The sequence below is a fragment of the Rhizobium sp. NZLR1 genome (genome assembly GCF_017357385.1).
In the GTDB taxonomy this organism is placed as follows: domain Bacteria; phylum Pseudomonadota; class Alphaproteobacteria; order Rhizobiales; family Rhizobiaceae; genus Rhizobium.
The window spans coordinates 530,118-557,065 of the sequence record NZ_CP071633.1 but is presented as its reverse complement, the minus strand read 5'-3'; the positions used below and the strand labels follow the sequence as shown (position 1 = coordinate 557,065).

Genomic DNA, 26,948 nt, shown 5'->3' with positions numbered 1-26,948 from the left:
ATCGGTAACGGCGAGCATCGTACCGAGCTCCGCTCCTATCAGTGCCCTTCCCGACAGCTGCATCCGCAGATCAGAGGCGTAGAACGCCGCAATCACTCGTCCGGTGAATTCGGGCTTTCGCGTTTGTTCTTCGGTTTTGACGCCTCTGGAAGGGTGGCTATAAAAGCCCGTGCGCGCTCGGTGTCGAGACCGCCCATCCAGATGGAGATGGCGGCGACGTTGTGTGCCCGCTGTTCCAGCGCCATGTCGGCGGCCATCTTGTCGGCACCCGCCTTCTGGGCTCCGTAGGCGGGGCTGAGATGATACGACACGGCACCGTAATAGCCCGTGTTGACGATTATGCCCCTGCCGTTCTTGAGCAGAAGCGGCGCCGCGTAGTAGCTGGCAACGTAGTGTGAGAGCAGCCCGACCGCGATCAGGTCGAGAGTTTCCAGAGGTTTCTCCCAGAAGCCGCCCGGCATGGGGTCGAGAACCTTGGCGGCGTTGTTGACAAGAATGTCGAGCGTGCCGGCCTCGCGCGCCACGCGTTCGAAGAAAGTGGCCACCGCGCCGTCGTCGGCATGGTCCACCGCAACCGCTATCCCCTTGCCGCCGGCCTTTGTCACCATCTCCGCGGTCTCGTTGATCGAGGCCCCGTATTCGGACTTGGTAGAGTCCGTGCTCCGGCCGGTTACATAGACCGTCATTCCCGCGCCGCCCAGCCCTATGGCTATTCCGCGCCCAGCACCCCGGCTTGCGCCCGTCGCAACTGCTGTGGTCGTCATTGTTTATATCACCCCGTCAACATCTTGCCGCCATCACCGGCGGCAAAAACTATAACCCTGCCCGAAGTTCAGATCTGGGCGGAGCCGCCATCGACGAACAGTTCGGAGCCGGTGACAAATCCGCTCTCGTCGGACGCGAGGAACAGCGCAGCCGACGCGGTCTCGTCAGGATCGGCAAGACGACCGAGCGGCGTGCTGGCCTCGGTCTGCGCGATCATCTGGCGGTTCTGCTCTTCCGTCTCTGCGATCCCGTGCCAGCCGGGAGTCGACGTGGCTCCGGGCACCAGAACATTGACCCGGATCTTCCTGGGGGCAAGGTCGAGGATCCAGTGGCGGGCGAAATTGCGGATGGCGGCCTTGGTCGCACCATAGATGCTGAAGGTCGGAATACCGGTGACCGTCCCTGTCGATCCCGTCAGGATGATTGATCCGCCATCCCTGATCACAGGCAAGGCCTTCTGGACCGTGAAGAACGTGCCCTTGACGTTGATGGCGAAGGTCTTGTCGAACTGCTCCTCGGTCGCGTTCTCGATCGACGCGAATTCGCCTCCACCTGCATTCGCAAACAGCACGTCGAAGACGCCAGCCTCGCGGCGAACGACATCGAACAAGCGATCGAGGTCTGCCAAGTTCGACACATCGCCCTGGACGCCAACGGCGCCATGGCCGACCTGCAGGACTGCGGCGTCGAGCTGCTCCTGCCGCCTTCCCGTTATGAACACCTTGGCACCTTCGCGCGCGAACCGCTTTGCGGTCGCCAATCCGATACCAGAATTCGCGCCGGTTATGACGGCGACCTTTCCTTCAAGCCTTGCCACTGTCGTTCTCCTTGGTTTGTCGCGGCCGGACAGCCTGCGACGACGATTGCAAACCCGGAGATAGACATCCGCATTCTCCTGCGGTAGTACACACCTAAATGTAAGTATGGAAAAATCATGGAAAACCGTGACTTTTATTGCGGCCTCGACGTTGCCCTGTTCGTGATTGGAGGCAAATGGAAGCCGCTGATCCTGTTTCAGCTCAACGGCCAGCCACGTCGCTTCGGCGATCTGAAGCGATTGGTGCGCGGCATCAGTGAGAAGGTGTTGATCCAGCACCTCAAGGAACTGGCCGACGACGGTCTGATCACCCGGAAGGATTTCAAAGAGGTGCCGCCGAAGGTGGAATATGAGATGACGGAGTTTGGCCAAAGCCTCGCGCGGGCGCTAGCACCACTGTGCGACTGGGGTGACGCAAATAAGCCGGTCATCGAGGAGCTACACAGACTGAAGTCTTCTCGCCGTGTCCTTGCACCCGCCATTTGAATTTGGCCGCAAGGGCGGCACGAAACAGATGATCGCCCTTATTTTGTTAGGAAAGGCGACTTAAAAGCTCCTCTACGGCGCCTTGGATGGACATGAACCCGCGACCCCGTCGTTCAGTTGGACGACTTGTCGAGCACACCAACGTCTATCGTGGCCTCGCGGCATTGCTTGGAACGGTTCTGCAGGTCGGGACGCCCGGCTGTATCGCCACCAGCGCAGACTTGAGGTTAGCGGCGGCCTCTGTCAGGGCTTCACGAACCGATATGCGAAGCGATCGGTCTCGCCCTTAATCAAGGGATCGAAGACCTTGATCGCGTGTGGATCGTTCGTGTTCGCTAGCAGAGTGCTTTCCGCATCCAGTACGAAGCCGGCAGCCTCCACCTCCTCGCGCACGTAGGCAGGGTCGATGCGATGCAATGACTGGGCATCACTTGTGCCGCCTCCGGCGGCAGCGGCGTGATCGATGATGACGTAGAAACCACCGGGCTTAAGCCGCTCGTAGACAGCTCGATTGAAGTCGGCCGCCGTCGCGCCCCTGGCTTGCATCAGCGCGGTGTAGAGATCGTGGTAAAACAGGTGCAGCCACAGGACATCCGCTGGCTGCGTGATCTCCGGCATTGCCACGAGGTCCGCTGACACGGCTTCGACGTTTTCCCGCCCTGGCTCTTGCGCGAGCGTTTGGATGAGGCCGACTGGATCGTTCTTGAAGTGCGCGACTTCGGCCGGCACGAAGCTGATGACTCGACCTTCGGGTCCAACGATGTCGGAGAACAGGCGTGTCCAGTCGCCGCCGCCTGGATAAATGTCGATGACGGTGGCACCCGCATCAATGCGTGCAAACCGGATCAACTCGGATGGTTTGGATTGGTCGTACATAGGTCGCGGCCTCTTCAAGCGTCCGAACTCCTCGGCCATTCTCGGGCTTACGGCGTTGATCCGGATGCCGCGGGTCGAGGCTAAGAGCGGCGGAGCGGACGAGGCCTTCGACTTCGCCGTTTGCGACCGGGAAGCCGGTCGCTACTGGGGTCGGATCGTCGAGGAGGTAACCCGACATTAGGGCGACCCTTCGTCGGAGATCAGCGGACGGTCCAGCGAGATGATGCGAACACTCAAAAAAACCGCAGCGGTGTCCCCACACGCTGAACCGCGCCGGGTTTGCCGGAGGCTCCAACTTCTGAGAAAGTGGAGCCGATATGAGCAAGACAACAAACAAGTTTTCACCTGAAGTCCGCGCCCGAGCAGTGCGGATGGTTTTGGATCACCAAGTCGAATATTCCTCGCGATGGGCAGCGGTTTCCTCGATCGCCGCCAAGATCGGCTGCACGGCGCAGACGCTCAATGAATGGGTGAAGAAGGCGGAAGTGGACGATGGTTCCCGGCCCGGACTCTCAGGCGAAGTCGCCGAGAAGATGAAGGCGCTGGAGCGGGAGAACCGCGAGCTTCGGCAGGCCAACGAGATACTGCGCAAAGCGTCCGCTTATTTCGCGATGGCGGAGCTCGACCGCCCATTGAAGCGATGATCTCCTTCATCGACGAACACCGCTCGGTATTCGGGGTCGAGCCGATCTGCAGACTGCTGCCGATTGCCCCATCAACCTACTACGAGAACGTTGCCAAACGCCTGGACGTGGACCGGCTGTCGGTCCGCGCCCGCAGCGACATTGCATTGAAGATCGAGATACGCCGTGTGTTCGAGGCAAACTTCCGCGTCTACGGCGTGCGCAAGGTCTGGCGGCAATTGAAGCGGGAGGGCTTCGATATAGCCCGCGGCACCGTCGCCCGGCTCATGCGATCGATGGGACTTCAGGGTATTATCCGGGGCAAGCCGATCCGCACGACGATCCCGGACAAGACGGCTCCGAGCCCCCTTGATCGGGTGAACCGCCAATTCAAGGCTCCTGCGCCGAACAGGCTCTGGGTTTCGGATTTCACCTACGTCGCCACCTGGCAAGGCTTCGTCTACGTGGCCTTCGTCATCGACGCCTTCGCGCGCCGGATTGTCGGCTGGCGGGTGAGTCGGACGGCCCATGCAGGGTTCGTCCTCGATGCTTTGGAACAGGCCCTTCATGAGCGGCGTCCCGTTCATGGCGGCGGCCTGCTTCACCACTCGGACAGGGGCGTTCAAGGCAGATTCAATCGGTCGCCGCAACACCCTTGACCATATCTGATTTGAGCAACCCGTCGAGAGCCTCTGCAGGTGTGCGCCAGCCCAGCGTTTTGCGGGGCCTGCTATTGAGAGCATGCGCTACAGCGTTGATCTCATCGGCGCTATGCTGGCTGAGATCCGTGCCCTTTGGAAAGTATTGTCGCAGCAGGCCGTTGGTATTTTCGTTGCTCCCGCGCTGCCACGGGCTTTGAGGGTCACAGAAATAGATATCGAGGCCAGTGTCGATCCGAAGCTGTGCGTGTTGAGCCATCTCGGCACCCTGGTCCCAAGTCAGGGATTGGCGTAGGTGCGCCGGTAGCTCCATGATGGTTTCGGCGATAGCATCACGGACGGCTTCGGCGCCATGCCCAGCAAGAGCAGGACCGTTCTTGATGGATTTGTCGATCCCATGACGTTCCATGCGTGGCAGGTGTAGGAGCATTGTAAACCGCGTCGTGCGCTCTACGAGCGTTCCGATCGCGGAGCTGCTGAGACCGAGAATGAGATCGCCCTCCCAATGGCCAGGGACCGCCCTATCGCCAATCTCTGCGGGGCGATCGCTGATCATCAATGCATCACCAAGGAAGGATTTGCCACGGTTACGAGCACGTTCGCGGGGTAAGCGCAGCGCCCGTCCAGAGCGCAAGCAGGCCGAAAGTTCTCGTTTCAGTGCGCCGCGGCCCTGGATGTAAAGCGCCTGATAGATGGCTTCATGACTGATACGCATGGTTGGGTCCTCGGGAAAGTCCAGTCTCAGACGCCGCGCGATCTGTTCCGGGCTCCAGGCTTTGGACCAACGTCGACTTTGCCGATGAACGGCCCGTCGTCCTTTCCATACCACGATAGGTCCGTCAAAGGCGACGCCGCCCGGCGTGGCAATAAGGCCCGCGAGCCGGTCCTGGACGTAGTCACGAAGTGCCAGGTTGGTTGCAAGTTTTGCGGCTTTCGGCCGTCGCGCTGAACGATCAGCGTGCCACTGCGCGGTAATGGCCCGATAGTCGAAGTCTCCGCTTCGGGTCGCTGAGTTGCGCCTGATCTCGCGTGAGATTGTGCTCGGCGATCGCCCCAGCTTGTGTGCGATTGCGCGGATGCCAGCACCCCGAGCGCATTCCAAAGCTATGTCCTCTCGCTCTCGGAAGGTCAGGCTTCTGCTTTTGATTGGTGCCGCTGAGGGCGACAAATGTGTGGGAGGCATGCCACCTGAACTCCGAAACCAGCGGTTCCCAACGGGCGCAGAAACGCCGGCTTCCACAGCGGCATCTTCGCTAGACAAGCCCGCCGCCACCTCTCGCCAGAACCGGCAGAGGTTCTCACGTTGCCACACAGGTGGCCGACCTGGCGACGATAATTTTTGCCGCGTTGAGTGCTCCGACTTTCGTCTTCCCGTCACCATAAACACCTCCAAGTTTGCGGTGTTGCGGCGACCGGTTGAATCTGCCCAATACGTGTCGATCAAGTATTCGGAGCGACTGGCCGAGGCAGGCATCGAGCCTTCCGTCGGAAGCGTCGGCGACTCTTACGACAACGCCCTCGCCGAAACGATCAATGGCCTCTACAAGGCCGAGGTCATCCATCGGCGCGGACCGTGGCGCAGCTTCGAAGCGGTGGAATTCGCGACCCTGGAATGGGTCGACTGGTTCAACCATCGACGACTTCTGGAGCCCATCGGCAACATTCCGCCAGCCGAAGCCGAGGAGCAGTATTACGCCATGCTGGACGAACCAGCCATGGCCGCATAACTTAAACCAAACAGCCTCCGGCAAACCCGGCGCGGTTCAGCCTGTGTCCACAAGTGCTTTATCACGCGCTACCTCCCACAAGTTGGCTTGGGTGGCGGTTTGATATCCGGTCTTTAGTTCGATACCTCGCTGGTCTTCTATATCTGCGATATCAAGCCGCCTTGTGAAGCGCTGGCCGTTGACGTTTACTTGAATGGTGACTTCGGGAGTACCCCATCCGATCTCTTCATCCCGCCTGACGGCCGCTGAGAATTCCTGAAATCCGCCTCACGGCGCCGCTATGATGATTTCTCCGATACTCTTCATTGTTGGGTTTGGAACCCGCTTTGCAGGCGGATTCCGTTATCGCGTTTCTTTTCTACCAACGTCCTTGATCACAAATAGCGATTGCTAGAAGCTCTTGGTCGGACCTTTCTCCAGCACCTTATGACCGCCGTATTTCCAAGCGGCGCGTCGGGCCAATGGCAGTCTTGAGGTCAGTGCTTGCGCTCGCCCTTGTCAACCCTGCCCAGGCTTGCCTCGTGTTTCGCGGGAGTTGCTTGCCGCAAGGAATGCAGGGCCGAAATCAGCTGGAAGGCGAGTTGTCATTCGCAGGCCCGATCTGCACGTACCCAGCTTGTGACAGGTGCTCCTGGACGCTCGCGTGAATCAGCGCGGCCTCCACCTCGCCCAAGCTGAGCCCCTTATCGATCCCATAGTCCACGATAGTGTCGACCGGGACGCTGTCGGTCACGTTCATGGCGCGCATAGCCATGAAGTCCAGGACAAAGCGGTTATGAGCATCGGTATCCACGGCGCCTCCTGTCTGCCTGACAGATGCGGCAAACATCGCACGATTCCTGCGCGCTGTGAAAGCAGGATGGTTAAGACGCCGTGACGGAGAACGGCGTGATGGACAGGCTTCGGCGGCAGGGGCCGAGGCGCCCATTGAAACGGTTGATATCGCGCTCAAGCCTGCTATGTTCTCGATTTGTTTCGGCGCAAGTCATATGCCGATCCCATTGCCATCGCTGAAGCCGCCATGAACGACATGAGTTCGACTCCCGTCCGAAAAATCGTCCATGTCGACATGGACGCGTTTTATGCGTCGGTCGAGCAGCGTGATAACCCGGCATTGCGGGGCAAACCGATTGCCGTCGGCGGCTCGGCCGCTCGCGGCGTGGTGGCGGCGGCGAGCTACGAGGCGCGTGTCTATGGTGTCCACTCCGCGATGCCATCGGTGACCGCCAAGAGAAAATGCCCGGATCTGATCTTCGTGCCGCCGCGCTTCGATGTCTACAGGGCGGTGTCGCAGCAGATCCGCGAAATCTTCACCGAATACACGCCTCTGATCGAGCCGCTTTCGCTCGACGAGGCCTACCTCGATGTTACCGAGAATCTCAAGGGCATGGAGATTGCCACCGAGATCGCGCTGGAGGTCCGCGCCAAGATCAAGCATGTCACCGGCCTCAATGCCTCGGCCGGGATTTCCTACAATAAGTTCCTCGCCAAGATGGCGAGCGATCTGAACAAGCCCAATGGCCAGGCTGTGATTACGCCGAAGAACGGGCCGGCCTTCGTCGTGGCCCTGCCCGTCAAGAAATTCCATGGCGTCGGCCCCGCGACGACTAAGAAGATGCACCGGCTCGGGATCGACACCGGCGCCGATCTCAAGCAGCAGACCCTCGAATTCCTGGTCGAGCATTTCGGGACGTCGGGGCCATATTTTTACGGCATTGCCCGCGGCATCGACGAGCGCCAGGTCAAGCCGAACCGGGTGCGCAAATCCGTCGGCGCCGAGGACACCTTCTCAGAAGACCTCCATACCGTTGAGCCGGCCCGTGAAGGGCTTCAGCCGCTGATCGAAAAGGTGTGGGCTTATTGCGAGGCCAATGCGATCGGCGCCAAGACGGTGACGCTCAAGGTCAAGTATGCCGACTTCAACCAGATCACCCGCAGCAAGACGGTTCCCGCACCTCTGGCGGCGATCACCGAGTTGGAGGACATCGTCAGCCTTTTGCTGGTGCCGATCTTTCCGCCCCGAAAGGGCATTCGCCTGCTCGGCGTCTCACTGTCGTCGCTGGAGCGGCGGAATTCCGGAACGCAGCCGCAGTTGCGGTTGGCGCTTTAGACAGCCAGCATCGGCTGGGCAGAAGCGCCCGCGTGGCGCTTGAGCCGGAACGTCCCCGCCGCTAGCGGCCGTAGGATTTCCTCTTCGGGCACAAGTTCGTCGAGCCAGGCCATGCGTTGGTGCCGTGTCAGCACCGCCATCTGCCGGTCGTGGAACGGCGCGATATCAGGGTTCGCTTCAATCGTCAGGATGGCGTAGGCCTCCGGCCAGTCCTCGGTTGCCGGCCGCCAGATCCCCGCGAAATAGAACCAGTCGCCATTGGTGAGCGAGAAGCTGAAGCTCTTATGGCGAAACTCCGAGGCCGGCACCAGGCAGCGGTGGGTCGGGAACGTCCGTCCTTCCGATCGGACGACGTTGACGGCGCGGGAGCCGCCGTCGCGCGGGCGCAGTCCCCACGGCAGTTCCACCATCTCCACATCGCCGTCATGGCGTCTTATGATGACGCGGCGCTTGTCGAGTGGGGCGTCGGACTGGAAAACGGTCGCGTTCATAGTGATTGGAACATATCAGGAACGCGTACATTAGACAAGGTCGATGGATAATCGTGTGCGGATAGCCGAAAGCTGCTACTCTCAATGGATGCGCCCAAATGAGACCGAACTTCAGATGGTCATGCGGCATGTTCGCGATGGCGCCGCCATCGTCGCGCGCCAAACTGCGCTGATCAAAAGACTGGCTGGTCTCCCCCTGCCGACAAGACAAGCTGAAGACCTCCTCGTTCTGCTGGAGCGCATACAATCCGAGCACATATTGCACCTGCAGCGCCTCGGTCGTGAGGTGATGGCACCCACATTCGAAGGGAAGAGCAATGTGCAATGATTATCGGCTGATGGTGGATGTCGCCTCGGTTGTCGAGGATTTCGCCCACCTCAAGATCAAGATCCGTTTCGGTGAAGGCGCGCCGAACCTCGAAGCGCGCGAAGACATCAAGATAACCGATGCCGGCCCCATCGTCAGGACGATCGATGGTGTCCGCGACGAGGCCGAGCTCGTGCAGCGGCGCTGGAGCTGGCCGGGGCCGAACAAGCGGCCGGTCTATAATTTCCGTTCGGAGGGACGGGAGTTCACCTCCAATCGCTGCCTGATCGTTGCCGACGGCTTTTACGAGTTCACGGATCCAAAGGATGCCAAAAAGAAGCGCAAGGACAAGTGGCTGTTTACCAAGAAGGACGAGCCGATTTTCTGCATCGCCGGCATCTGGCGCGAAACGCCGGAGATCGGCCAGGCCTTCACTATGCTGACGATGGAGCCGGGGCCGGACATCGCGCCGTACCACGACCGGCAGATTGTCATCCTCGAGCGCAACGCGTGGGCCGACTGGCTCGATCCAACTGTTTCTGCAAAGTCATTGATCCGGCCGCTTTTAGCGGGAACGCTATCGGTGGAGCAGGTCGGTTGACCGATGATCGCTGATTACACGTGACGTATGGAAGTGAGATTCGCCGTCCCCCGGCAGTGCGTTTGCTCGAACCCTCGCCCTACCTGACCTGTAGAGGCGAACTACTGAAGCTGTGTCCTGCACTCGCCTTGCCTTGTTAGCGTCACGGAAGCAGTCATATAAGGCGCGATGAATTCAGATTCCAAAATATTCGTTGGCTTGCGACCCCTCCGCAAAAAGACAGATTCGAACCGGAAGCCGGATGGTCCGAAATGCCAATGGGACGGGTGCCAAAAGGGCGGCATTCACCGCGCTCCCGTCGGACGGGATGGAGAGGGATTGTATCTGCTCTTCTGTGCCGAGCATATGAAGGACTACGGCAGAGGCTACAATTTTGCGAGCAATCTGTCCGATCCTGTCGTCGCTCGCTATCAGAGAGAAGCGGCAAGCGGCGCCCGTCCGACCTGGGGAAGCAGGATCCGTCAGCCTGCGGAGGCAGCGCTCCCCTTCACGGTCCGATCTGGTTCTGCAAAGGCGATGAATGCCCGCAGAAACGCTGCAGAACGTCAGGGGGCAAGAGCGGATCTTCAACGGCGCAAGCTGAAAGTGCTGGAAGCCAAAGCGTTCGAAACACTCGGCCTTCTGCCGGAGGCAAGCCCCGAGCAAATCAGAAGCCGCTACAAGCAGAAGCTAAAGATGCACCATCCTGACGCTAACAGCGGAGATCGGAATTCGGAGGACGAGCTTCGGGCTGCAATCGACGCCTATAAGATCCTCAAATTGAACGGCTTTTGCTGAACAAAAAGAGCGCTGGCGAGCAGCGGCTCGACCTCCATAAACGGCCCGGCCGCACGAGCGAGCGTGCAATATCGATGGGGTCGACACGCGAGGCGGTTGGGTCTTTTCTGTTCCAGGCGACACCGAGCCCCGATCTTGAACCGACACCCCTCACCCTCTTCAGCTCGAACCCGCGGTTCGGCAGATCCTGCGTCCATTCCGGGACGAAACCGATGCCAAGCCCGGCGGAGAGAAGCGATACAGCGAGAAGGTGTCGCCGCAGGGGTAGGCGACATTGCCGCTCAGATCGTGCTCCTTGAATTTTTCCGCAAAATAACGCTCGCTGTAGGAGGGGTTTTGGCGGGAGAAGGAGATGATCTTCTCCATCCTCGATGGCGGTCTCGCTCTTGGCGGACAATGGCCTGGAGATAACGAGAAAGAAGCGTAAGGAGCCGCTCCACCTGCCGGATGAAGCCGAGATTGATGCGGCCTGCCTCGATATGGCGGATGCTGTCATCGGTGGTACCGCTTTCGATATGCTGGCGGATATCGGGATATTTGCGGGCAATGCCTGAGAGGAAGGACGGCAGCATGCCGATCGTGGCGGGATAGACGGTACCGATCGCAATCTTTCGCGCCGTCTTGCCGGCGACCGACCAGGCGATCTAGCAAAAGTTACCGCGAACACTGTCAGCCGCGTTGAGCAGGACGATTTTGGACCGCGGGGCGCGCAGCCGGTTACTACCATTGGCGCGATAGGTATCGGGCGCCGGGACTGTGAGCCGCTTCGCGGGTCTTACCACAGGATCACAAACGGTGACCTGGACCCGCGACTGGTAACTCAGCATCCTGTGGCAATTGCCATCTGCCGCTCGGCCGCGGACGCGGTCCATGGATATTATAACGTCTTGCTTTTTATTGGCGCAGCTTGGGCTTTGATAAAAGCCCAAGCTGCGGAGTAATTCCGGGAGCTCCGGAGCGGACCCGTTACATCATGCCGCCCATGCCGCCCATGCCGCCCATGTCAGGCATGCCGCCGCCGGTAGCATCCTTCTTCGGTAGATCGGCAATCATGGCTTCTGTGGTCACCAGCAGGCCGGCAACCGAAGCCGCGTTCTGCAGGGCGGTGCGCACAACCTTTACCGGATCGACAATGCCCATGGCGATCATGTCGCCATATTCAGACGTCTGAGCGTTGTAACCGAAGTTGTCGGTATTGCTTTCCAGGATCTTGCCGACCACGATCGAACCTTCGTCACCGGCGTTTTCGGCAATCTGGCGAACCAGCGACTGAAGTGCCTTGCGGATGATCGCTATACCGGCGTTCTGGTCGTCATTCTCGCCCTTGATATCGAGGACGATGGAAGCGCGCAGCAGAGCTGTGCCACCGCCTGGAACGATGCCTTCTTCAACAGCCGCGCGTGTGGCGTTGAGCGCGTCGTCGATGCGATCCTTCTTTTCCTTGACTTCGACTTCCGTCGAGCCGCCAACGCGGATGACGGCAACGCCGCCAGCGAGCTTGGCAAGGCGTTCCTGCAGCTTCTCGCGGTCGTAGTCGGAGGTGGTTTCCTCGATCTGAGCCTTGATCTGGCCGATGCGACCGTCAATATCCGCCTTGGTGCCCGCACCATCAACGATGGTAGTATTCTCCTTGGTGATAGAGACCTTTTTGGCACGGCCGAGCATCTCGAGCGTGACGTTTTCGAGCTTGATGCCGAGGTCTTCGGAGATGACAGTGCCGCCGGTCAGGATCGCCAGATCCTCCAGCATGGCCTTGCGGCGGTCGCCGAAGCCAGGAGCCTTGACGGCAGCGATCTTGAGGCCGCCGCGCAGCTTGTTGACGACGAGCGTCGCGAGAGCTTCGCCTTCGACGTCCTCGGAAATGATGAGCAGCGGCTTGCCACTCTGGACGACTGCTTCCAGGATAGGAAGCATGGCCTGCAGATTGGAGAGCTTCTTTTCGTGCAGCAGCACATAGGCATCTTCCAGTTCAGCCACCATCTTTTCGGCATTGGTGACAAAATAGGGGCTAAGATAACCACGATCGAACTGCATGCCTTCGACGACTTCGAGCTCGGTTTCGGCGGTCTTGGCTTCTTCGACGGTAATCACACCCTCATTGCCGACCTTCTGCATCGCGTCGGCGATATACTGGCCTATTTCCTTCTCGCCATTGGCCGAGATGGTGCCGACCTGGGCAATCTCTTCCGATGTGTTGATCTTCTTGGCCTTGGCCAGCAGGTCCTTCACGACCGCGGTAACGGCGAGATCGATGCCGCGCTTCAGGTCCATCGGGTTCATGCCGGCTGCAACGGCCTTGCCGCCTTCGCGAACGATCGCCTGGGCGAGAACGGTAGCTGTGGTGGTACCGTCGCCAGCGACGTCATTGGTCTTCGAAGCGACTTCGCGGACCATCTGGGCGCCCATGTTTTCGAACTTGTCGTCCAGTTCGATTTCCTTGGCGACAGCGACGCCGTCCTTGGTAATGCGCGGTGCGCCGAAGGACTTGTCGATCACGACGTTGCGGCCCTTCGGACCGAGCGTGACCTTCACTGCATCGGCAAGAATATCGACGCCCCGCAGCAGCTTCTCGCGTGCATCACGGCCGAATTTGATCTGTTTCGCAGACATGGAATAACTCCCGGGCCATTGGCCCCATGGTCTTCGTCAAAAGGAAATAAGGAAGCGGCCGAAGATCAGGCGATGACGCCCATGACGTCTGCTTCCTTCATGATCAGCAGGTCTTCGCCGTTGAACTTAATCTCGGTGCCGGACCACTTGCCGAACAGGATGCGATCGCCCGCCTTGACATCGAGGGGAACGATCTTGCCGCTCTCGTCGCGTGCGCCGGTGCCGACGGCGACGATTTCGCCTTCCTGCGGCTTCTCTTTGGCGGTGTCGGGAATGATGATCCCGCCCTTGGTCTTGGCTTCAGCCTCGATACGGCGCACGACGACGCGGTCGTGCAGCGGCCGGAAAATGGTATTAATCATTTTGGGGTTCCTCAACGGGGTCGCGGCCGAATGGCCAATCCCGATACCTCACCTTAGCAGTCTTGCGTTGAGAGTGCCAGCGAGGATTCGTGTCATGCCGGTATTTGTCGAGCCCATTGAGTTGCAGCGCGGTCGAAGACCGTACGCGGTAGCGCACCTAGATCGCTAGGGCCAAGTCTGCAAGAAGGGTCGAAATCGACGTGAGATGTATATGCTCTCATGCATCGGCGCGTATGTATGCCTGATATCGTGAAACAGATACCGCCCGCAGCGATTGCCATCTTTCCAACACTGGGTAAGAAACGCTTCGAAGTATAAAGGGAATGTGGGCTGCAGTGCAGCCCTGCGTCGATCGGGTGGGGATTCGAAAGTCAGCCATTTCGCGATGCTGTGTCGGCCATATCCGGTGCGACGTGCTATCTCGGAGCATGACAAACCTTCTTTGCTCAGGGCATGGACCGTATCGAACACCTGCCTGGCGAATAGGCTTCAGCCAAATATAGCCCAATCACAGCCGACGTCAGTGCCTTCGTCATCTCGGCACTGGCGTTGCCTTCACGATTGCGAGCCCGGACCTTCAGGGCATCCACGCCAAGCTGCGGGGTGAGTTCATCCCCTGGTTGGGTGGCCAGGACATGCAGAAGTGGCAGCCCCACATCACGATCCAGAACAAGGTCACGAGGTTGGTAGCGGATACTTTGCACGTGTCGCTCGTGAGAGAATTTCGACCGCATCCTATCGAGATTGTCGGCCTTGATCCGTGGCGGCATCTGAATGGTCCGTGGCAGCACGAAACGTTCGCGATGTTTGGCAAGGTTCCCTGACACGGATCACCGCACCAGGGGCCGGAGCTGCTGCACAGTCAGCCTAATACGAGCCGCTGAGGGGTTTTCAAGTGGGGTTCGGTGCTCTCGTCCCCAATTACCCCTCAAACTGCCAAGCGACACCGACGAACGCCCGTCCCAAAACGAAAAAGCCTGCCGCGGGAGGAGGTGCGGCAGGCTTTCAAAAAGAACCGAACAACGACTGGGAGGAGGAGTGCCGCTGTTCCAATAGACGTCCCTTGGGAGGAGGAGTGGGCCGTCTGAAACACGAAGCTCTGCGGGAGGAGGTGCATTGCTTCGATGAGGATTAAGATATGCTATCGTCGCGGATTTAACAGTCTCAATGCTGCAGTGCAGGTATGCGCGGGAGCCATAGCTCCATATCTCGCAAAAGCGTGAAGTTGAATGAGATAAGCTCTCACTATCTTGAAACGAAAACGCCCGCATCATCAGCGGGCGTAGAAGCAATCAAAAGTGGGCAAGTACCCCTGTTAGCGAGCAACCGATGCGCGGGCAACGCTGCGAATATCCGCGCGGTCAATGCCAAGGTCTTGCAGTTCGCGACTGGACATGCGGCCAAGTTCAGTAACGGTCTGACGGAACTTGCGCCAGTTGTTGAAAGAGCGTGCTACGTTCATAATAATCCCCTTTCCGGAGAGCTTTTGACGTCAGCAACCCTTGGTCCCGGCGTCGTTTCGATGATTGGAATATAGTCCTTTCAATCGGTTTAAAACAGTGACGATAACTCACGCCACCCATGCGTCTGGCGCAAAGTTTGAGGGGTTCTGCTTGAACGCTATGCAGATCGAGCCCTGAACCGATCGAAGGCCGTGAGGCGCTTGATCGCAGAGGCTCAGCTACATGCAGGCCTGCTCCAGCGTCCGCGCCATGGGTAGGGTCGCACAATTGATGCCTCAAAGGGACGTTCGCAGGCGCTGCTTTGGCTTAGACCTGAACAGCTTGAGTCTTCCCTGCAACACTCCGAGCAGAAAGCTCGCCAAAGGGGTTAGAAACGATCTTCACTATCGCCAAACTGGTCCGGCGCAGCCATCGTCGGATGGCAAATTCCAAATTGCCCCAAGGAGACCAAAATGCGGCGAGATCCTCTGACCGAACGGGAGACACGCAGGAAAATCTCCGATCCTTACGATGTCGATTACTTCGCGAAGAAACACGGGATAAGCTCCAAGGACGCATCGCGAATTATTAACCTGCATCGTTCTGATCGCGACTCGTCAGACCGGGCCGGATACCAGTTGAAAAGCACGCTGTGAACGCGTTCGTCCATCTTGCTCTCTAAGCCTTGAGCCACCGAGCGCGTTGCAGCCAAAAATAGCTCTGTGGCCGAGAGGTTAGAACGCGCGACCTCATCTTACAGGCCGACTACCCGACGAAGCGGCATGTACCGGCGGAACTTCGCGTCGTCTTTCGACACCTGATGCGGAGTTTTAGCGGTAAGCCGCATGGGATCTCGAGGGAAATGACTTAGCGAAACTCTGTGTTGTGGGATTCGAACTGTCAGCGTCCCATTCGCGGCGCAAATTATTCCGCTTGCTGTCCGTTTACCCACCGGTCGCCTTGAAGGGATCCGAACCGCCGACCACGTCTTTTGAGGCGGCGCGGGGCATAAACGGTATTTGTGGGACTGGACCCTGGTCAGACAGGGCTGGTTGCGTTCGCTTACTTCACAATGCGATAGGCGATATGCCGAGCGAGTGGCGTGTCGAGCATGCTGGTGGGCTCAAGCTTGATCTGGTTGGGCAGCGTGTCGAACAGGCGACTCCCAGCACCAAAGAGCACCGGCACGATATGCAACTCGATCTCGTCGACAAGCCCGCCGGCCAGTGCTTGGCGAAAGACGTCGGCTCCGCCCATGAGGCTCACATCCTTGCCTCTGGCCGCCGACTTCGCCTGCTTCACCGCGTCGGGAATTGTCCCAACCGCGTGATAGATTCCAGTGCTGTGCGAGGCGAGTAACGGCCGGTGAGTGACGACGAAAAGCGGCAGCTTTAACGGCCCCGTCGGCCCGTTCTCATCCCAGTATGGGATCGAGTCGTCATAGCATTTGCGCCCGCAGATCACGCTGCCAACATTGCTGGTGAGGCGCTGCACATATGCATCGCCCTCTGCACCGCTGTTGAAGAACCATTCGTGAAGAAATTCGCCGTTCTTGCCGAGTGGTTCCTCCCTGGTCTGGTTTCCTGCGGTAATGAAGCCGTCGAGCGACATGCTGATATTGAAAGCGACCTTGGTCATTTGCATCTCCGTGACCGATCGGTTGCGGTTACGCCTTCATGACGAATGAGAGTCGGTCAAATCTACATCGGGGACAAAAAATAACTCGTCGCGGCCTCTTGAAGCGTCCGAACTCCTCTGTGATGCACGGCATCTATCCGCAGCAGATTCCGGCAGCCACGCAAGGTGAATGAAGCCGCTCCTAAAGACTGCTCTCCGCCCCTCCCCACTTCGGCTTGTGTGTTCCGGTCGATCCATTATGCGATGTTCCTGGCCTAAACCGTGAACGCCATTGCAACAAGCCGGACGCTGGCCTCGAAAGCTATCGCCGTGCCAGACCCGTTGACCCGCTATCCCAGTGTTGTCAAAGCTGGTTAGAGCCGCGACGGTTCCAGCCAATTAGAAACGCGACACTTGTTCCTCGGATCAGCCCCCGATCCGACCGGCTGGGCCGGGTTGCTAGGGAGGAGCGGGGGCGGATGAGATGCCTTCTGGCGAGCCAGCAGAACACGCCCGTCCCATCCTCCCTTGGCCTCCACTTCATCGCGCGACACGAGATGTCCTTCCCGAAGTGATCGCGCCAGCGCTTCCCGTGGTCCGGTGAAATCAGGCTGTGTCGAGACCATTGTAACTAGCGATAGTAGTCGGTAGATCCGCTCCTCCGTTATCGAACCCACCCAAAGCGGGGTCTGCTCTCTATCCTCGAGCTTCATATCGGTTTCCCAAAGACGGAGAACGAGCCGCGCGGTCGACGGGGCCAGCGCGGTTGAGGACCGAACGAAGGCTATATCCGGTAGACGGCCGCTGGCAAAATGAGGCACCACCGGAACAACGGTGGTATCTGTAGACGCGGTGAGCCATTTAAGTACAGTGACTGGCGTCCAACCGAGGGATGGCCTCCAACCGTCCTGCTGCAAAAGATCCTGCAAACCCTGCAGGCTCCCCGCCCACTGGAATGTGAGCGGCTCTTCCACTTCGCCGGTGAGATCGACCCGACGGTCCGGAAGGGTCTGCCAACCAGTCGTCCACCAATCAGCAACGGCGAGCGCATGTATCGCGTTTTTGGCCGCGTACCGCGCAATATCAGTGGAGTGGCTGTGATAGATGTTGCCGGCGCCTGCAAGGATAATGGCTGCGGACGCGGTCACGAGCAGCGCTGAAGATCCTATTCGTTCGACCGGACGCCGCAGATAAAAGATGGCGAGCAGAATAAACCATGCGGATCCAACCGCCGCTCCGCCGGCCACATCGGAGAACCAATGTGCACCGAGGTATAGACGCGAGCACGCGATCATAAAGATAAGAACTGCGGCTCCCGTGCCGATCAAGACGCGCAGTGCTGGGCGAAGCTCGCCGGCGATCAGAAATGCAAGAAAGCCATAGAGCGCCATGTTCGTCGTGCTATGGCCGCTCGGAAAAGAAAACGCGCTCCAACCGGAATACAACAGCTCATCCGGTCTTGCCCTGTGAAGTGCCACCTTGATGACCGTATTGAGAGCCGACGCGCCACCGACAGCAGCCAGCCAGAAGGCAGCCGTGCGCCAAGCCCGCTTCCAAGCAAGCCATAGGAATATGACTGTGGTGACGACCACCACAACTTTGGTGTCACCAATCTCCGTGATGGCAACCATGATCGCATCGCCTAGCGGCGTGCGAACCTCCTGCAATGCGTTATAAATGGCGTGGTCTGCGAGAACCAGCGGATCACCATTGACCACATCTTCGAGAATGCCGAGGAACAACCAGGCGGCCCCGCCGAGTAAGCCAAGCATGATGGCGAGAACCCACGCTTCCGGGCGCGCCGGATCGGAGCATGTCGCCGACACGGCGGCTGAGCCACGTGTTGCGGGTCTCAGACCACCTTCGTGCCTCTGTGACGAGAACCTCCAGAAGGGGAAAACCTCGCCTTAATACCCACCGCCCAAGACGCCACGTCACCCAACCCGTTGCGAGCAGAATGACTAAAAGGATTGCCAACGGCCTTGCTGCCGAGCCCAGAGCACCGAACGTTACACCGACGAGAACGCCCGGTAGAATGTGTGACGGTGCCCACACCAGGGCCGAAGTGATGTTGACCGCATAGAACCGCCTGACGGGCATCCCGAGCATGCCCGCGAGAAGCGGGATGAATGCTCGAACACCAGGCGCAAAACGGGCGATAAACACGCTCTTGTCACCGTGCCGCTTGAAGAAGGCTTCGCTACGCTCGATCAGCTCCGGGTATCGCTTTAGCGGCCAGAGGCAGAGAATCTCGCGATGGTATCGGTGGCCGAGCCAGAATGATAAGCCGTCTCCGACGATCGCGCCAAAAGTCGCTGCGGCCATCAAGGGCCAGAGGAGGAGAACGCCATTCGGCACTAGCGCACTTAAGGCAATTATGACCGCCGTGCCGGGGACAACGACGCCCATGATTGGGATCGACTCGGAGAGTGCAAGCAGGAACACTGCAATGTAGGCAATATGGGAATGCGCGCTCAGCCAATGGATCACCGATGAGAGAAACCCCGCGAGCATTGCCGGTAACCTAAAAGATTCGAGTGATCAGGCGGTCAGCTTTGGTGCCTTCGCGATATATTGCAAGGACCATGAGTGCTGCGATGACACCGGTCAGTGCTCCGCCGAAGACGTCGCTGGCGTAGTGGGTCCCGATGTAAATGCGGGAGAAGGTGACAAAGCACGCCGCCGCAAGGAAGGCAAATCCGGAGCGTCGGGCGCCGTGAAGGAGAAAAGCGGCCGCAATCGCAAAGGTCGCCGTTGCATGATCGGAGGGAAACGAAAAGTCGGCGCTCCGTTCGATCAGCAGGTTTGTTACTCCGCTGTCATAGGGACGAGCCCGGTGGATAAAGAGAAGAATGAGTTGGTTGAGGCCGAGTCCCAGCAAGAACGAGAAGCCTGCCGCCACGATGACATGCCGTATATGCGGCCTGTCAGACCCGCGCCACCATTGCAGGGCTACCGCCATCACCATGACCGGGACGCCGATACCGGAGATCCAGACCATCAAGTAGTCGATCGCAGCGCTATGTCCCGCCAATCCATTAATGGCACGAGTTACAGCTACGTCGAGTCCATACATTGTCACACTCCAGTTCAACCCTTGCAGCCCCGAAGACATCAATCTCGGCTAGTCAACTGACGCTTGGATATTGGTTGGATCTCCACCTGCGCTCGGATTGTGACAGCCACGAAAGCGGCGCCAGCAAGGAATGTCGCCGCGGGCCGGTGATGTCCCAAAGTGCGCTGTCGACCGCTTCAGAGTCCGTCGTTGGCGGCAATCAGCTTTTTGCCCTCACCCACCGCCAGCAGCTCCCCATCTTGACCGACGACGACCAATTCGTCACCTCCGTGCCGCAGGCTCATGAAGGCGACGATCGTGACGATCGCGGCGAGAAAGATTGCACTCGTTATGATCGTGCCGAGGCCGAGGCCGCCATATTGCGCGGGCTGAGACATCAGATCGCCGAACGAAGCTCCCAGGGGCCTGGTCAGGATGTAGACCAGCCAGAAGCCGAGTATCGGGTTGAGACCCAGGAAGAAATAGCCGATGCTGAGCGACAAGATGATCATCCCGAACAGGATGCCGGTCGCCAAATATCCAAGCGCGAACTTCTCGGCGACCAGATCGCCCGCCGCAGTGCCGAGCGCAAAGGTGAACAGGATAGCGAGCCAATAGAAGGCCTCGCGTCGATTGGTGAATATGGAGTGGATCGAAAGCGTACGCTCTGTCTGGAACCAGAGTAGGAAAGTCAGCGCCAAGGCGATCGAGAATGCGATGGTCGTATCCAGCAGCGGTACATTGAAGTTGTCGACCAGGTTGTCGGTAATCAATGTGCCAACGATGCTGATGAGCACCACCGAAAGCCAATAGGCGGCAGGAACATACTTCTTCTGGGCAAATTGCCAAACCAGTGCGCCGGCGAGAATTGCTGACATGATCAGCGATGTCGCCGTCAGTCCCAAGCCCATTTGCATGTTGAGATAATCGGCCGCCGTTTCGCCCATGGTAACGGCCATCAGTTTGATGAGCCAAAAGTCGGCCGTGACGCGGGGAACGCGATTGTAGACAACAGCTTTCGCGGTTTCTGTCGTAGCGGGCATGGCGAGTATCCTTGAATGGGCGATGAAACGTCTCGCGGTTGAGCGGCGCGAAGGGCGCGGAACAACGGTTCGCGTCGGCCTACTGAGATGGCTGGGCCGGATGATTGAGAACCGCCATAAGGGTGGCGAGCGTCTTGTTGACGTTGTCGGCCGACGGGGCCGATTGGCGTAGCGCCTTGAGCGCAGCATCGGAGGCAGCGTCGATGCTGTTCCAGTCGTTCGGATTCAGCGGACGGATTGCGCTCTCGGCCTGATCCCATGCGGTCTCGTAGTCCGTGATCCGCTTTGCGGCCGATGTCAGATCACCCTTGGCAGCGAGGGCCTGAACGTCGGCAACGATGGTCTTGAACGATGAGAGATCACCGAGGTCTGCCGTTTTGGCGGGCGCATTGTTGGCATAGAGTTCAAAACCCGTGAAAGCCGCCACCGGAGCAATAATGAGCGCGATGGCGAGAAAGATCTGTCTCATTCAAAAATCCCCTAAATTCTGGAACGCGTCACGCCTGCATCGGCTTCGGGGTGGTCGGCTGCCCCTCGCTGCCGCCGGCGCACTCTCCGTCTAGCCATTGGCGTTTGCATTGTCCGGCAATGACTACGCAGATACTATTAGCGGAGAATTAGAGCCGATGCCGGTGTGGGTCCTGACACGTAAGCAATCGGTCGCAATCGCGTACAAAAGCGGGGGCCGGCGGTGCCGCCGGCCCCCGCAAGCCTCACTTCTCCGGGGTCAGGTGAGAGACGACCGCCTTGCCGCCTTTGATCGCGAAGGTTAGCTGAACCTTCTCGCCGACGCGGAGTTTGGTATCCTCGATCCCTTCGGGCAGGGTATAGTTCTTGCCGTCCGACAACGTGATCGTATCGGCCTTCTTGCTGATCGCGGTGATCATGCCGGACGTCTGGGCAGCGAGTGCCGTGCCCATCGGTGCCAGCGCCAGTATTGCGGCCATAAGCATTTGTGGTTTCATTTCTTTCTCCTTTCATGGTTTCTGCCCCCAATCTGTAGAATTTTTCGCAAGGCAGCGCCGGCGCGGCCGATGCTTATTCGCCTCTCAACTTCTCGGTGACGTGTGCCCCGCTGCGCATCGCCTCGCTCGTCGCGGCCAGCAGAGCGGCGCTGGTCGCGGTGAGGACGAGGGCAGCGAAATAGCCCCAGGGCAACGAAAGCGACTCGGGTGGCGGGTCGAATACCCCAGTCAGCAGCTTGACGAGCACATGGGCTATGAGCGCTCCGGCCGAGAGGCCGAGAAGCATGCCGCCGCCGACTACCAATCCAGCTTCGCTCCAAACAAAGGCGCCAAGCTGCCGCGGCTTGGCACCAAGCGCGACGAGGATGGCGAAAGAGCGTTCCCGGTCGGCCAGCCCTAGCCCCAGGACCAGTCCGCCCGAGACGGCAAGCATGACCAACGCGAAGATCAGCTCAAGCCGCGTCAAACCGGCGAGGTCGATCGCTGTGAGGCTCGATCCGATCAAAGCAACGGCATCACCAATCTGACTGACCTTGAGCGCTGGCAGATCCGCGATCGCGCTTCGGACAGTTCGGACGACCCGGGCCGGATCGCCGTTCGATCGGATCAGGACAATCTCGCTTCCCGCGGAACCGGTCTGTTGCGCAATGTAAGCTGCGTTGGCGACCAGAAACGAATCCCTGGGCGCCGTGGGGAATTCGCGCACCACGCCTACGATGTGAAAAGGCACGATGTGGTATTGGTGATCAGCCGCGTTTTGCAGACGAAGATTGATGCTGTCGCCGCGACTGAGCTGATAATCGTTCACGGTCTCCTGCGATACGAGCACGCCATCGGATGTTCGTGCGAGATCGGCGAGCGTCGCCCCGGCGTCGCCATTGGCGAAATAGGCATCGGACATCGCTGTGGCTGACCCGATGCGCGCCGGATCGATACCATAGAGATCCTGAAGGTCCGTTCCAACGTAAGCGTATCGATGTTGCATCGGCTGGGCGGCCAGCACCCCCGGCAGCTTGGAAAGACGATCGAATGCCTTGGATGCGGGCTCGGCGGGTGTGCCCGTAACGGTGACGTCGGCGCCATTGGTGAGCTCGGCGTCGATCCGGGCCTGAGCCTCGTAGGTCGCGTTGAAGATTGCGGTCGATGCCGCGAAAGCGAAGGCAAGCGCTGCAAGGCCTACGCCAGCGGTCAGCCGCGGGCCCTGCCGCCCGAAGGTCGCGGCGATGACATCCGCGAGAGAACCGGCGACAGGTCGCAGGCCTCTGGCGATGACCGACCGGCCGTGCTGCAGCCCGGCCCCGACCAGCCGCACGGCAAGCAGCGCCAACCCGCTCCATAGGAGGACAGGAGGCAGGAAGGACGTGTAGTCGACCGCCGTCGCTGCCACGCCCTCCGGGGCAAGGACGACTTGGTATCCGCTCGCCGCCGACCGCCAGTAGAACGCGGCGGCTAGCACGAGCAACACCAAGTCGACATAGCCGCGACTCCAGAGCGGCGTCCGGTGCTTGCCGATTGACCGGCGTGCGGCGGCAACCGTCGAGCCGCGAGCGTCGCGCCAAGTGGGGATCAGGATCGCCGCAAGAGAAAGCGCCACTCCGGCCACGACCACCGTGCCGAGCAGGGCAACGGCTTCGCTGCGCAAGAGCGCCACCCCAAGGATGAGGTATCCGGCCACAGCTCCGACGAAAATACCAAGTAGCGAGCCGCCGATGCCCGCGACAGCCGCCTCGACCGCGGCAAGGCGAAGAACAGTGTCAACCGTCGCTCCGCGCAGCCGCAGCAACGCTTGGTCGCGGCGGCGCCTGTCCCGTCCGGCGCCTGCGACGGCAAGTGTGAGCAGGACAGCGAGGATGACCCCTGGGGCGCCAAGGAACAGGAAGACCAGCCGCGCATAGAGGGCATCCTCGCGCACGGCTTCCAGGCGAGCCGCCAGATTGTTTGCAAGCAGCGCCGCACCGGCGGCGCGGGCCTCGAAATTTTGGCCGCGCTCGGTCGCCCATGTGCTCGCGGCAAGCGGATCGGATGGCAGGTCGTGATGATCGAGCCTGATGTGGAACTCGCTCCGAACGGTATCCTGCCGGCCGGCGCCTTGCTGCTGGAACACCTGCTCCCACTGAGACATCGGCAACAGCAAAACGTTGTCGGGCGGGGCTTGTGGTGCGGCGCCAGGCGGGACACCGATCGCCTGAAACATCGCATCGGCGTTCGGCAAATCGACGATGCCGGCGACCGTCACGCTGATATCAGGCGCTTGGTGGCGGTGGATGGTGACTTCATCGCCCAACGAGATATGCAGGTTGGCCGCAGTTTGCTGCGCCACCAGGACACCGTCGACCGATCCGAGCAAGCGCCGGATCTGGGCCGGGAACTGGCCAACATAGCTCGCTTCCATGCCGAGTACGGTGCCGCCGCCCGTGGTCTGGACGGTGCCCCCAGTGTTCGCCTCGAAGCCGGGCACGTCGGCATAGCCGACCAGCTGCAAAGCGGCAACCGGCGCGGCAGAGCGGATTCCGGCCTCGACCGCGCCACCATCTGCCCCCGGCAGTAGCTGGACCTGCCAGTCGACGGGAACCTGGGCGATCGATCGCGCGGTCATCTCGGCCGCGCTGGACTGCAAAAAGGTACCCAGACACGTGACGAAGGCAACGGTCAGCGCGACACCTCCGATGGTGCCGACAAGGCGACCCGAACGGGTTCGGACAAGTCCGATCAACCAGTGCTCGTACATTCGGTCCTCGCGCCCATAATCTCGAATTTGCCGTGTCGCATCCGCCAGATGCGGTTCATCTTTGCAGCCACACGCTCGTCATGCGTAGCGATGACGATGGCGCTCCCCGACTGCCGACCCCAGGCGAGGAGCCTGTCGACCAGCATGGCGCCGCCCGCCTGATCGAGTTGTCCCGTCGGCTCGTCGGCGACGATCAGTTGCGGACTGGTCGCTACGGCCCGGGCTACGGCGATCCGCTCGGCTTGGCCGCCGGAGAGCTGTTCCGGCAGCTTTGCCGACAGGGCTTCGACCCCAAAAGCGGTAAGCGCAGCCAGGGCCCGCGCCTCAGCTTCGGCGCCGTTGCTAAGAAGGATCGGTAACTCGACGTTCTCGGAAGCAGTCAGCGCGGGCATCAGGTTTGCCGACTGGAAGACGACGCCGATCCGCTCCGGGCGCAACGTGTCGGGCGGACCGAGCCCGGGCCACTCGATTCGGCCGGAGCTTGGGCGATCCAGCCCGGCGATCAGGTTCAAGAGTGTCGTCTTGCCACAGCCAGAAGGCCCGATGATTGCGACAGTCTCACCTGCGTCAATTCTGAAGGAGCAGCCCTGGACGGCCGAGACAACCCCCCGCTCGCGCTGAAAGCTGCGCCACAAATCGGCAGCAATGACCAATGGCTTAATCATGTGCGATGCGTCCGTCCCGGATATTGATAATGCGATCGGCGCGGGCGGCGAGCGCGCTGCTATGGGTGACGACGAGAACGGCTGTACCAGCGCGGCAAATGTCGATGAGGCGATCGATGACACGCTGTTCCGTTGCTGCATCCACCTCGGCGGTCGGCTCGTCGCAGAGCAGGATCGACGGCTTTGCCGCGAGAGCGACGGCAAGTCCGGCTCGCGCCGCTTCGCCGCCCGAAAGATGGGCGGGCAACATGTCGGCGAGACCGTCGAGGCCGAGATTGCCGAGCAGGCCATCGATTTCGCCAGGCCGGTCGGAGCCGGATATCTGCATCTGGAGACGAACGTTGGCCCGCACCGTCAAATGCTCGAACAGATTGGCGGACTGCATGAGCATGCCGAAATGGCGGGCTCTCAGGCGAGCCCGATCGGGTTCCGGGCGCCGGGTCATGCGCTCGCCGAGGATCGACACTGTGCCGCCATCCGGCTCGTCGATGCCGGAAAGACAGGCAAGCAGTGTCGACTTGCCGCTACCCGACGGGCCTCGCAATACCGTGAATTCCCCACGCTCAAGTGTCATGGTGACCCCGCGCAGCGCCACGACCTCGTCGTCACCGGTGTGAAAGAAACGGTAGAGCTCGGTTGTCTCCAGCACGGTCATGCGTTCACTTCCATTGCAGCGAATTGGAGATCAGCTGCCACTGGTCGACGTTATCCGCGCCGGCCGGCGCAGCCAGATCGAGGGTGATCGTCTTGCCGCCTTTGAACAGAATGAAACGCTCGTGCTCCAGGCGGATCTGCTTGTTCGTGACCGGGTTTGCCGCGGAATTCGACTGGTAGCTGATGCGAACAGCCGGTCCGGCCACGAGCTTCACGGCCTTGACCGCGGTGACCTTGACGGCGTGCCCGGTTTTCTCGAGCTCTGGGACTTCGCCAGCCCGGACCGAGGCAACCGTCGGAGCCGCATTCGCCGTCCCCAGCGCAGCGTCGATTTCATCGTATTTGTCGAAGAACCGAACGCTGGCGCCGCTCAGTTTCCGCGACCATCCCTCTGGCACTTTCAAGCTGAACCCATCCGGCGCGGTGTAAACCACAAAGACTTGGTTGTCGGGAATGTCGCCCGGCGGGTTCGTTTCAGGCGCAACGAGTTTTTCCTGCGCCGCGGCTGGAAGAAGTGCGCCAGATGCCACCATCAGCAGCGTGGCGAATGCGGCGGCGATCCAACAACGAACGGTCATGACTGAGACTCCTTTGCAAACCAGCAAGGGCATATGACGCTCGTAGAATTAGGAGGGTCTTAGGCGGCTGCTCGCCCCCAAGCCGAGCGACAGCGCCGGTTCGTTTCGGATGCGGCCCATGAATTGCGCACGCCTCTCTCGGCGCTCCAGATTCAGCTCGACAACCTTCGGCACGACGACCGCGATGGCCGATTTGCCCAGGGGTTGTCCGAGCTGGAGGCCGGCATCGGCAGGTCCACAAGCCTTGTAAACAAGCTCTTGCGCCTCGCCCATTACGATGCCCGCGAACCTGCGCCGAGCCCGCGGCCGGTCGACCTCGCCCAGCTTGCTGTCGACACGATCGCACGCCTGACCCCGCTCGCTGGCAGCCGGTCGATCGATCTTGGCATTACCCGCCGGGATGAGGCCGTCACGATCGGCGCGCTTGCGGATTTCGAAATCATCCTCGACAATTTGGTCGAGAACGCCGTGCGGTACACACCGTCGGGTGGAACCGTCGATGTCGCGGTGGAGGTCACCGGAGAAGAAGCACGGATCGAGATCCGCGACACAGGACCCGGCATCGCCGAGGACGACATGACACGCGTCTTCGAGCGGTTCTTCCGTGCCAACCCTCACGATAGCGAGGGGAGCGGCTTGGGGCTGGCGATCGCCAAGGCGGCAGCCGAAAGACAAGGGGCGCGGGTCGCGCTCTCCATGCGCCAGGACCGGCCCGGCCTCATCGCGTGCCTCGTTGTACGGCTGGTCCCAATGAAGGCGTCGCGTTAGTTCCCGCCTGACAAGTATGATGCGGTAGAATGCGAACGGATTGATTACGATGATTGAGTGAGAAAATGCAACGGATCTAGGTTTCGTTGAGGGTCGTCGACACCGGGATGGCGCGAGCGTCCCAATTGAGCAGCAGCGGATACGCGCTGCGCCTCGGTCGGAACCTTTTTCTCATCCTTGATCCGCCTGAAAGCTGGTTGAAAGCTTGGGCCAGCTATCTTC

General features: G+C 60.1%; 27 protein-coding genes, 5 pseudogenes and 1 other annotated feature. Of the genes and pseudogenes, 10 read left to right on the top strand and 22 right to left on the bottom strand.

Translation table 11 applies throughout. The features are described 5' to 3' along the window. Window positions 1-92: 92 nt before the first annotated feature. Together J3O30_RS25020 and J3O30_RS25015 are read right to left on the bottom strand one after the other, a co-directional pair. A complete protein-coding gene (locus J3O30_RS25020) occupies window positions 93-764 on the bottom strand; it encodes an SDR family NAD(P)-dependent oxidoreductase (RefSeq protein ID WP_221166905.1) in 672 nt (223 codons plus the stop codon). Between the two features lie 68 nt (window positions 765-832). Continuing rightward, complete coding sequence (locus J3O30_RS25015) at window positions 833-1,582, bottom strand: glucose 1-dehydrogenase (RefSeq protein ID WP_207584487.1); 750 nt, start codon at window positions 1,580-1,582, stop codon at window positions 833-835. A 117-nt stretch (window positions 1,583-1,699) separates the two neighbouring features. Between J3O30_RS25015 and J3O30_RS25010 the strand changes: the two genes are divergently transcribed. Next, on the top strand, window positions 1,700-2,068 hold the full coding sequence (locus tag J3O30_RS25010) for a helix-turn-helix domain-containing protein (protein ID WP_207584486.1): 369 nt from the start codon (window positions 1,700-1,702) through the stop codon (window positions 2,066-2,068). A gap of 134 nt (window positions 2,069-2,202) precedes the next feature. After that, a pseudogene (locus J3O30_RS33355) lies at window positions 2,203-2,283 on the top strand (TetR/AcrR family transcriptional regulator); the annotation flags it as partial. A 28-nt stretch (window positions 2,284-2,311) separates the two neighbouring features. Here the strand turns inward: J3O30_RS33355 and J3O30_RS25005 are convergent. Next, window positions 2,312-2,944, bottom strand: coding sequence for a class I SAM-dependent methyltransferase (locus J3O30_RS25005; protein ID WP_207584485.1), 633 nt, complete (start codon window positions 2,942-2,944; stop codon window positions 2,312-2,314). A gap of 317 nt (window positions 2,945-3,261) precedes the next feature. Here J3O30_RS25005 and J3O30_RS25000 point away from each other — a divergent pair. Then, window positions 3,262-4,190, top strand: a pseudogene (locus J3O30_RS25000) (IS3 family transposase); the annotation flags it as partial. Continuing rightward, window positions 3,543-3,659 (top strand) — a sequence feature (AL1L pseudoknot). (Overlaps the previous pseudogene by 117 nt.) Before the next feature lie 10 nt (window positions 4,191-4,200). Here J3O30_RS25000 and J3O30_RS24995 read toward each other — a convergent pair. Beyond that, window positions 4,201-5,607 carry an IS30 family transposase gene (locus J3O30_RS24995; protein ID WP_207584484.1) on the bottom strand — a complete coding sequence of 469 codons (1,407 nt, stop codon included), beginning with the start codon at window positions 5,605-5,607 and terminating at the stop codon, window positions 4,201-4,203. A 43-nt stretch (window positions 5,608-5,650) separates the two neighbouring features. On the opposite strand from J3O30_RS24995, the pseudogene J3O30_RS24990 reads away from it, so the two are divergent. Continuing rightward, window positions 5,651-5,953: pseudogene (locus J3O30_RS24990) on the top strand (integrase core domain-containing protein); the annotation flags it as partial. A gap of 565 nt (window positions 5,954-6,518) precedes the next feature. Here the strand turns inward: J3O30_RS24990 and J3O30_RS24985 are convergent. Then, entirely contained in the window at window positions 6,519-6,746 is a 228-nt protein-coding gene (locus J3O30_RS24985; protein WP_207584483.1) for a hypothetical protein, read from the bottom strand. Between the two features lie 228 nt (window positions 6,747-6,974). Between J3O30_RS24985 and dinB the strand changes: the two genes are divergently transcribed. After that, window positions 6,975-8,063, top strand: coding sequence for a DNA polymerase IV (dinB, locus tag J3O30_RS24980; RefSeq protein WP_207584482.1), 1,089 nt, complete (start codon window positions 6,975-6,977; stop codon window positions 8,061-8,063). Here dinB and J3O30_RS24975 read toward each other — a convergent pair. After that, the gene (locus J3O30_RS24975) at window positions 8,060-8,554 is read right to left on the bottom strand and encodes an SOS response-associated peptidase (RefSeq protein WP_207584481.1); all 495 of its coding nucleotides are present in this window, start codon (window positions 8,552-8,554) and stop codon (window positions 8,060-8,062) included. The two genes, dinB and J3O30_RS24975, sit on opposite strands and share 4 nt — an antisense overlap. Before the next feature lie 43 nt (window positions 8,555-8,597). Between J3O30_RS24975 and J3O30_RS24970 the strand changes: the two genes are divergently transcribed. The 3 genes from J3O30_RS24970 (at window position 8,598) to J3O30_RS24960 (ending at window position 10,239) form a co-directional block, all read left to right on the top strand. After that, window positions 8,598-8,882, top strand: a complete 285-nt coding sequence (locus J3O30_RS24970; protein WP_246762817.1) for a hypothetical protein — start codon at window positions 8,598-8,600, stop codon at window positions 8,880-8,882. Continuing rightward, window positions 8,872-9,462, top strand: a complete 591-nt coding sequence (locus J3O30_RS24965) for an SOS response-associated peptidase (RefSeq protein WP_207584480.1) — start codon at window positions 8,872-8,874, stop codon at window positions 9,460-9,462. The genes J3O30_RS24970 and J3O30_RS24965 overlap by 11 nt, the downstream gene beginning before the upstream one ends. Before the next feature lie 168 nt (window positions 9,463-9,630). Beyond that, window positions 9,631-10,239, top strand: coding sequence for a J domain-containing protein (locus J3O30_RS24960; protein WP_207584479.1), 609 nt, complete (start codon window positions 9,631-9,633; stop codon window positions 10,237-10,239). Here the strand turns inward: J3O30_RS24960 and J3O30_RS33350 are convergent. The 5 genes and pseudogenes from J3O30_RS33350 to J3O30_RS24935 all read right to left on the bottom strand — a co-directional run. Beyond that, window positions 10,217-10,874 (bottom strand): annotated as a pseudogene (locus J3O30_RS33350) (LysR family substrate-binding domain-containing protein); the annotation flags it as partial. The gene J3O30_RS24960 and the pseudogene J3O30_RS33350 overlap by 23 nt on opposite strands. 331 nt (window positions 10,875-11,205) lie before the next feature. Then, complete coding sequence (groL, locus tag J3O30_RS24945) at window positions 11,206-12,849, bottom strand: chaperonin GroEL (RefSeq protein ID WP_207584476.1); 1,644 nt, start codon at window positions 12,847-12,849, stop codon at window positions 11,206-11,208. A 65-nt stretch (window positions 12,850-12,914) separates the two neighbouring features. Next, window positions 12,915-13,211, bottom strand: coding sequence for a co-chaperone GroES (groES, locus tag J3O30_RS24940; protein WP_207584475.1), 297 nt, complete (start codon window positions 13,209-13,211; stop codon window positions 12,915-12,917). A 240-nt stretch (window positions 13,212-13,451) separates the two neighbouring features. Next, window positions 13,452-13,692, bottom strand: a pseudogene (locus tag J3O30_RS33345) (ISL3 family transposase); the annotation flags it as partial. 834 nt (window positions 13,693-14,526) lie between these two features. After that, on the bottom strand, window positions 14,527-14,673 hold the full coding sequence (locus J3O30_RS24935) for a DUF1127 domain-containing protein (protein WP_080753481.1): 147 nt from the start codon (window positions 14,671-14,673) through the stop codon (window positions 14,527-14,529). Window positions 14,674-15,126: 453 nt separating this feature from the next. Here J3O30_RS24935 and J3O30_RS33340 point away from each other — a divergent pair, with 453 nt between their 5' ends. Further along, window positions 15,127-15,309: a hypothetical protein gene (locus J3O30_RS33340; RefSeq protein ID WP_246762814.1), complete on the top strand. Its 183-nt coding sequence runs from the start codon at window positions 15,127-15,129 to the stop codon at window positions 15,307-15,309. A gap of 406 nt (window positions 15,310-15,715) precedes the next feature. On the opposite strand, the gene J3O30_RS24930 is transcribed toward J3O30_RS33340, so the two are convergent. From J3O30_RS24930 to J3O30_RS24885, 11 genes are all read right to left on the bottom strand, one after another. Next, window positions 15,716-16,291 (bottom strand): dihydrofolate reductase family protein, encoded by a 576-nt coding sequence (locus tag J3O30_RS24930; RefSeq protein ID WP_207584474.1) that lies wholly within the window; start codon window positions 16,289-16,291, stop codon window positions 15,716-15,718. 353 nt (window positions 16,292-16,644) lie between these two features. Beyond that, window positions 16,645-18,042, bottom strand: a complete 1,398-nt coding sequence (locus tag J3O30_RS24925) for a phosphatase PAP2 family protein (RefSeq protein WP_246762813.1) — start codon at window positions 18,040-18,042, stop codon at window positions 16,645-16,647. Beyond that, complete coding sequence (locus J3O30_RS33335) at window positions 17,975-18,679, bottom strand: DedA family protein (RefSeq protein WP_246762868.1); 705 nt, start codon at window positions 18,677-18,679, stop codon at window positions 17,975-17,977. Before J3O30_RS33335 ends, J3O30_RS24925 begins: the two co-directional genes overlap by 68 nt. A gap of 115 nt (window positions 18,680-18,794) precedes the next feature. Further along, entirely contained in the window at window positions 18,795-19,346 is a 552-nt protein-coding gene (locus J3O30_RS24920; protein WP_207584473.1) for a phosphatase PAP2 family protein, read from the bottom strand. A gap of 176 nt (window positions 19,347-19,522) precedes the next feature. Then, entirely contained in the window at window positions 19,523-20,368 is an 846-nt protein-coding gene (locus J3O30_RS24915) for a hypothetical protein (protein WP_207584472.1), read from the bottom strand. 79 nt (window positions 20,369-20,447) lie between these two features. Next, complete coding sequence (locus J3O30_RS24910) at window positions 20,448-20,837, bottom strand: hypothetical protein (protein WP_207584471.1); 390 nt, start codon at window positions 20,835-20,837, stop codon at window positions 20,448-20,450. Window positions 20,838-21,081: 244 nt separating this feature from the next. Further along, window positions 21,082-21,333, bottom strand: a complete 252-nt coding sequence (locus J3O30_RS24905) for a DUF1344 domain-containing protein (protein WP_207584470.1) — start codon at window positions 21,331-21,333, stop codon at window positions 21,082-21,084. Between the two features lie 73 nt (window positions 21,334-21,406). Beyond that, window positions 21,407-24,061, bottom strand: coding sequence for an FtsX-like permease family protein (locus tag J3O30_RS24900; RefSeq protein WP_207584469.1), 2,655 nt, complete (start codon window positions 24,059-24,061; stop codon window positions 21,407-21,409). Beyond that, on the bottom strand, window positions 24,043-24,726 hold the full coding sequence (locus J3O30_RS24895; protein WP_207584468.1) for an ABC transporter ATP-binding protein: 684 nt from the start codon (window positions 24,724-24,726) through the stop codon (window positions 24,043-24,045). Before J3O30_RS24895 ends, J3O30_RS24900 begins: the two co-directional genes overlap by 19 nt. After that, window positions 24,719-25,381, bottom strand: a complete 663-nt coding sequence (locus J3O30_RS24890) for an ABC transporter ATP-binding protein (RefSeq protein ID WP_207584467.1) — start codon at window positions 25,379-25,381, stop codon at window positions 24,719-24,721. Before J3O30_RS24890 ends, J3O30_RS24895 begins: the two co-directional genes overlap by 8 nt. A 4-nt stretch (window positions 25,382-25,385) precedes the next feature. After that, the gene (locus J3O30_RS24885; RefSeq protein ID WP_246762811.1) at window positions 25,386-25,991 is read right to left on the bottom strand and encodes a hypothetical protein; all 606 of its coding nucleotides are present in this window, start codon (window positions 25,989-25,991) and stop codon (window positions 25,386-25,388) included. 90 nt (window positions 25,992-26,081) lie between these two features. Between J3O30_RS24885 and J3O30_RS24880 the strand changes: the two genes are divergently transcribed. After that, complete coding sequence (locus tag J3O30_RS24880) at window positions 26,082-26,726, top strand: HAMP domain-containing sensor histidine kinase (RefSeq protein ID WP_246762809.1); 645 nt, start codon at window positions 26,082-26,084, stop codon at window positions 26,724-26,726. The last annotated feature ends 222 nt before the right edge of the window (window positions 26,727-26,948 follow it).

Excerpts from the sequence above, each read along its gene's own strand:
- J3O30_RS25020 (WP_221166905.1), bottom strand. The coding sequence starts at position 764 with ATGACGACCACAGCAGTTGCGACGGGCGCAAGCCGGGGTGCTGGGCGC.
- J3O30_RS25010 (WP_207584486.1), top strand. The coding sequence starts at position 1,700 with ATGGAAAACCGTGACTTTTATTGCGGCCTCGACGTTGCCCTGTTCGTG.
- J3O30_RS25005 (WP_207584485.1), bottom strand. The coding sequence starts at position 2,944 with ATGTACGACCAATCCAAACCATCCGAGTTGATCCGGTTTGCACGCATT.
- J3O30_RS24995 (WP_207584484.1), bottom strand. The coding sequence starts at position 5,607 with ATGGTGACGGGAAGACGAAAGTCGGAGCACTCAACGCGGCAAAAATTA.
- dinB (WP_207584482.1), top strand. The coding sequence starts at position 6,975 with ATGAACGACATGAGTTCGACTCCCGTCCGAAAAATCGTCCATGTCGAC.
- J3O30_RS24975 (WP_207584481.1), bottom strand. The coding sequence starts at position 8,554 with ATGAACGCGACCGTTTTCCAGTCCGACGCCCCACTCGACAAGCGCCGC.
- J3O30_RS24970 (WP_246762817.1), top strand. The coding sequence starts at position 8,598 with ATGGATAATCGTGTGCGGATAGCCGAAAGCTGCTACTCTCAATGGATG.
- J3O30_RS24965 (WP_207584480.1), top strand. The coding sequence starts at position 8,872 with ATGTGCAATGATTATCGGCTGATGGTGGATGTCGCCTCGGTTGTCGAG.
- J3O30_RS24960 (WP_207584479.1), top strand. The coding sequence starts at position 9,631 with ATGAATTCAGATTCCAAAATATTCGTTGGCTTGCGACCCCTCCGCAAA.
- groL (WP_207584476.1), bottom strand. The coding sequence starts at position 12,849 with ATGTCTGCGAAACAGATCAAATTCGGCCGTGATGCACGCGAGAAGCTG.
- groES (WP_207584475.1), bottom strand. The coding sequence starts at position 13,211 with ATGATTAATACCATTTTCCGGCCGCTGCACGACCGCGTCGTCGTGCGC.
- J3O30_RS24935 (WP_080753481.1), bottom strand. The coding sequence starts at position 14,673 with ATGAACGTAGCACGCTCTTTCAACAACTGGCGCAAGTTCCGTCAGACC.
- J3O30_RS33340 (WP_246762814.1), top strand. The coding sequence starts at position 15,127 with ATGCGGCGAGATCCTCTGACCGAACGGGAGACACGCAGGAAAATCTCC.
- J3O30_RS24930 (WP_207584474.1), bottom strand. The coding sequence starts at position 16,291 with ATGACCAAGGTCGCTTTCAATATCAGCATGTCGCTCGACGGCTTCATT.
- J3O30_RS24925 (WP_246762813.1), bottom strand. The coding sequence starts at position 18,042 with ATGCTTGGCTTACTCGGCGGGGCCGCCTGGTTGTTCCTCGGCATTCTC.
- J3O30_RS33335 (WP_246762868.1), bottom strand. The coding sequence starts at position 18,679 with ATGGGCGTCGTTGTCCCCGGCACGGCGGTCATAATTGCCTTAAGTGCG.
- J3O30_RS24920 (WP_207584473.1), bottom strand. The coding sequence starts at position 19,346 with ATGTATGGACTCGACGTAGCTGTAACTCGTGCCATTAATGGATTGGCG.
- J3O30_RS24915 (WP_207584472.1), bottom strand. The coding sequence starts at position 20,368 with ATGCCCGCTACGACAGAAACCGCGAAAGCTGTTGTCTACAATCGCGTT.
- J3O30_RS24910 (WP_207584471.1), bottom strand. The coding sequence starts at position 20,837 with ATGAGACAGATCTTTCTCGCCATCGCGCTCATTATTGCTCCGGTGGCG.
- J3O30_RS24905 (WP_207584470.1), bottom strand. The coding sequence starts at position 21,333 with ATGAAACCACAAATGCTTATGGCCGCAATACTGGCGCTGGCACCGATG.
- J3O30_RS24900 (WP_207584469.1), bottom strand. The coding sequence starts at position 24,061 with ATGTACGAGCACTGGTTGATCGGACTTGTCCGAACCCGTTCGGGTCGC.
- J3O30_RS24895 (WP_207584468.1), bottom strand. The coding sequence starts at position 24,726 with ATGATTAAGCCATTGGTCATTGCTGCCGATTTGTGGCGCAGCTTTCAG.
- J3O30_RS24890 (WP_207584467.1), bottom strand. The coding sequence starts at position 25,381 with ATGACCGTGCTGGAGACAACCGAGCTCTACCGTTTCTTTCACACCGGT.
- J3O30_RS24885 (WP_246762811.1), bottom strand. The coding sequence starts at position 25,991 with ATGCCCTTGCTGGTTTGCAAAGGAGTCTCAGTCATGACCGTTCGTTGT.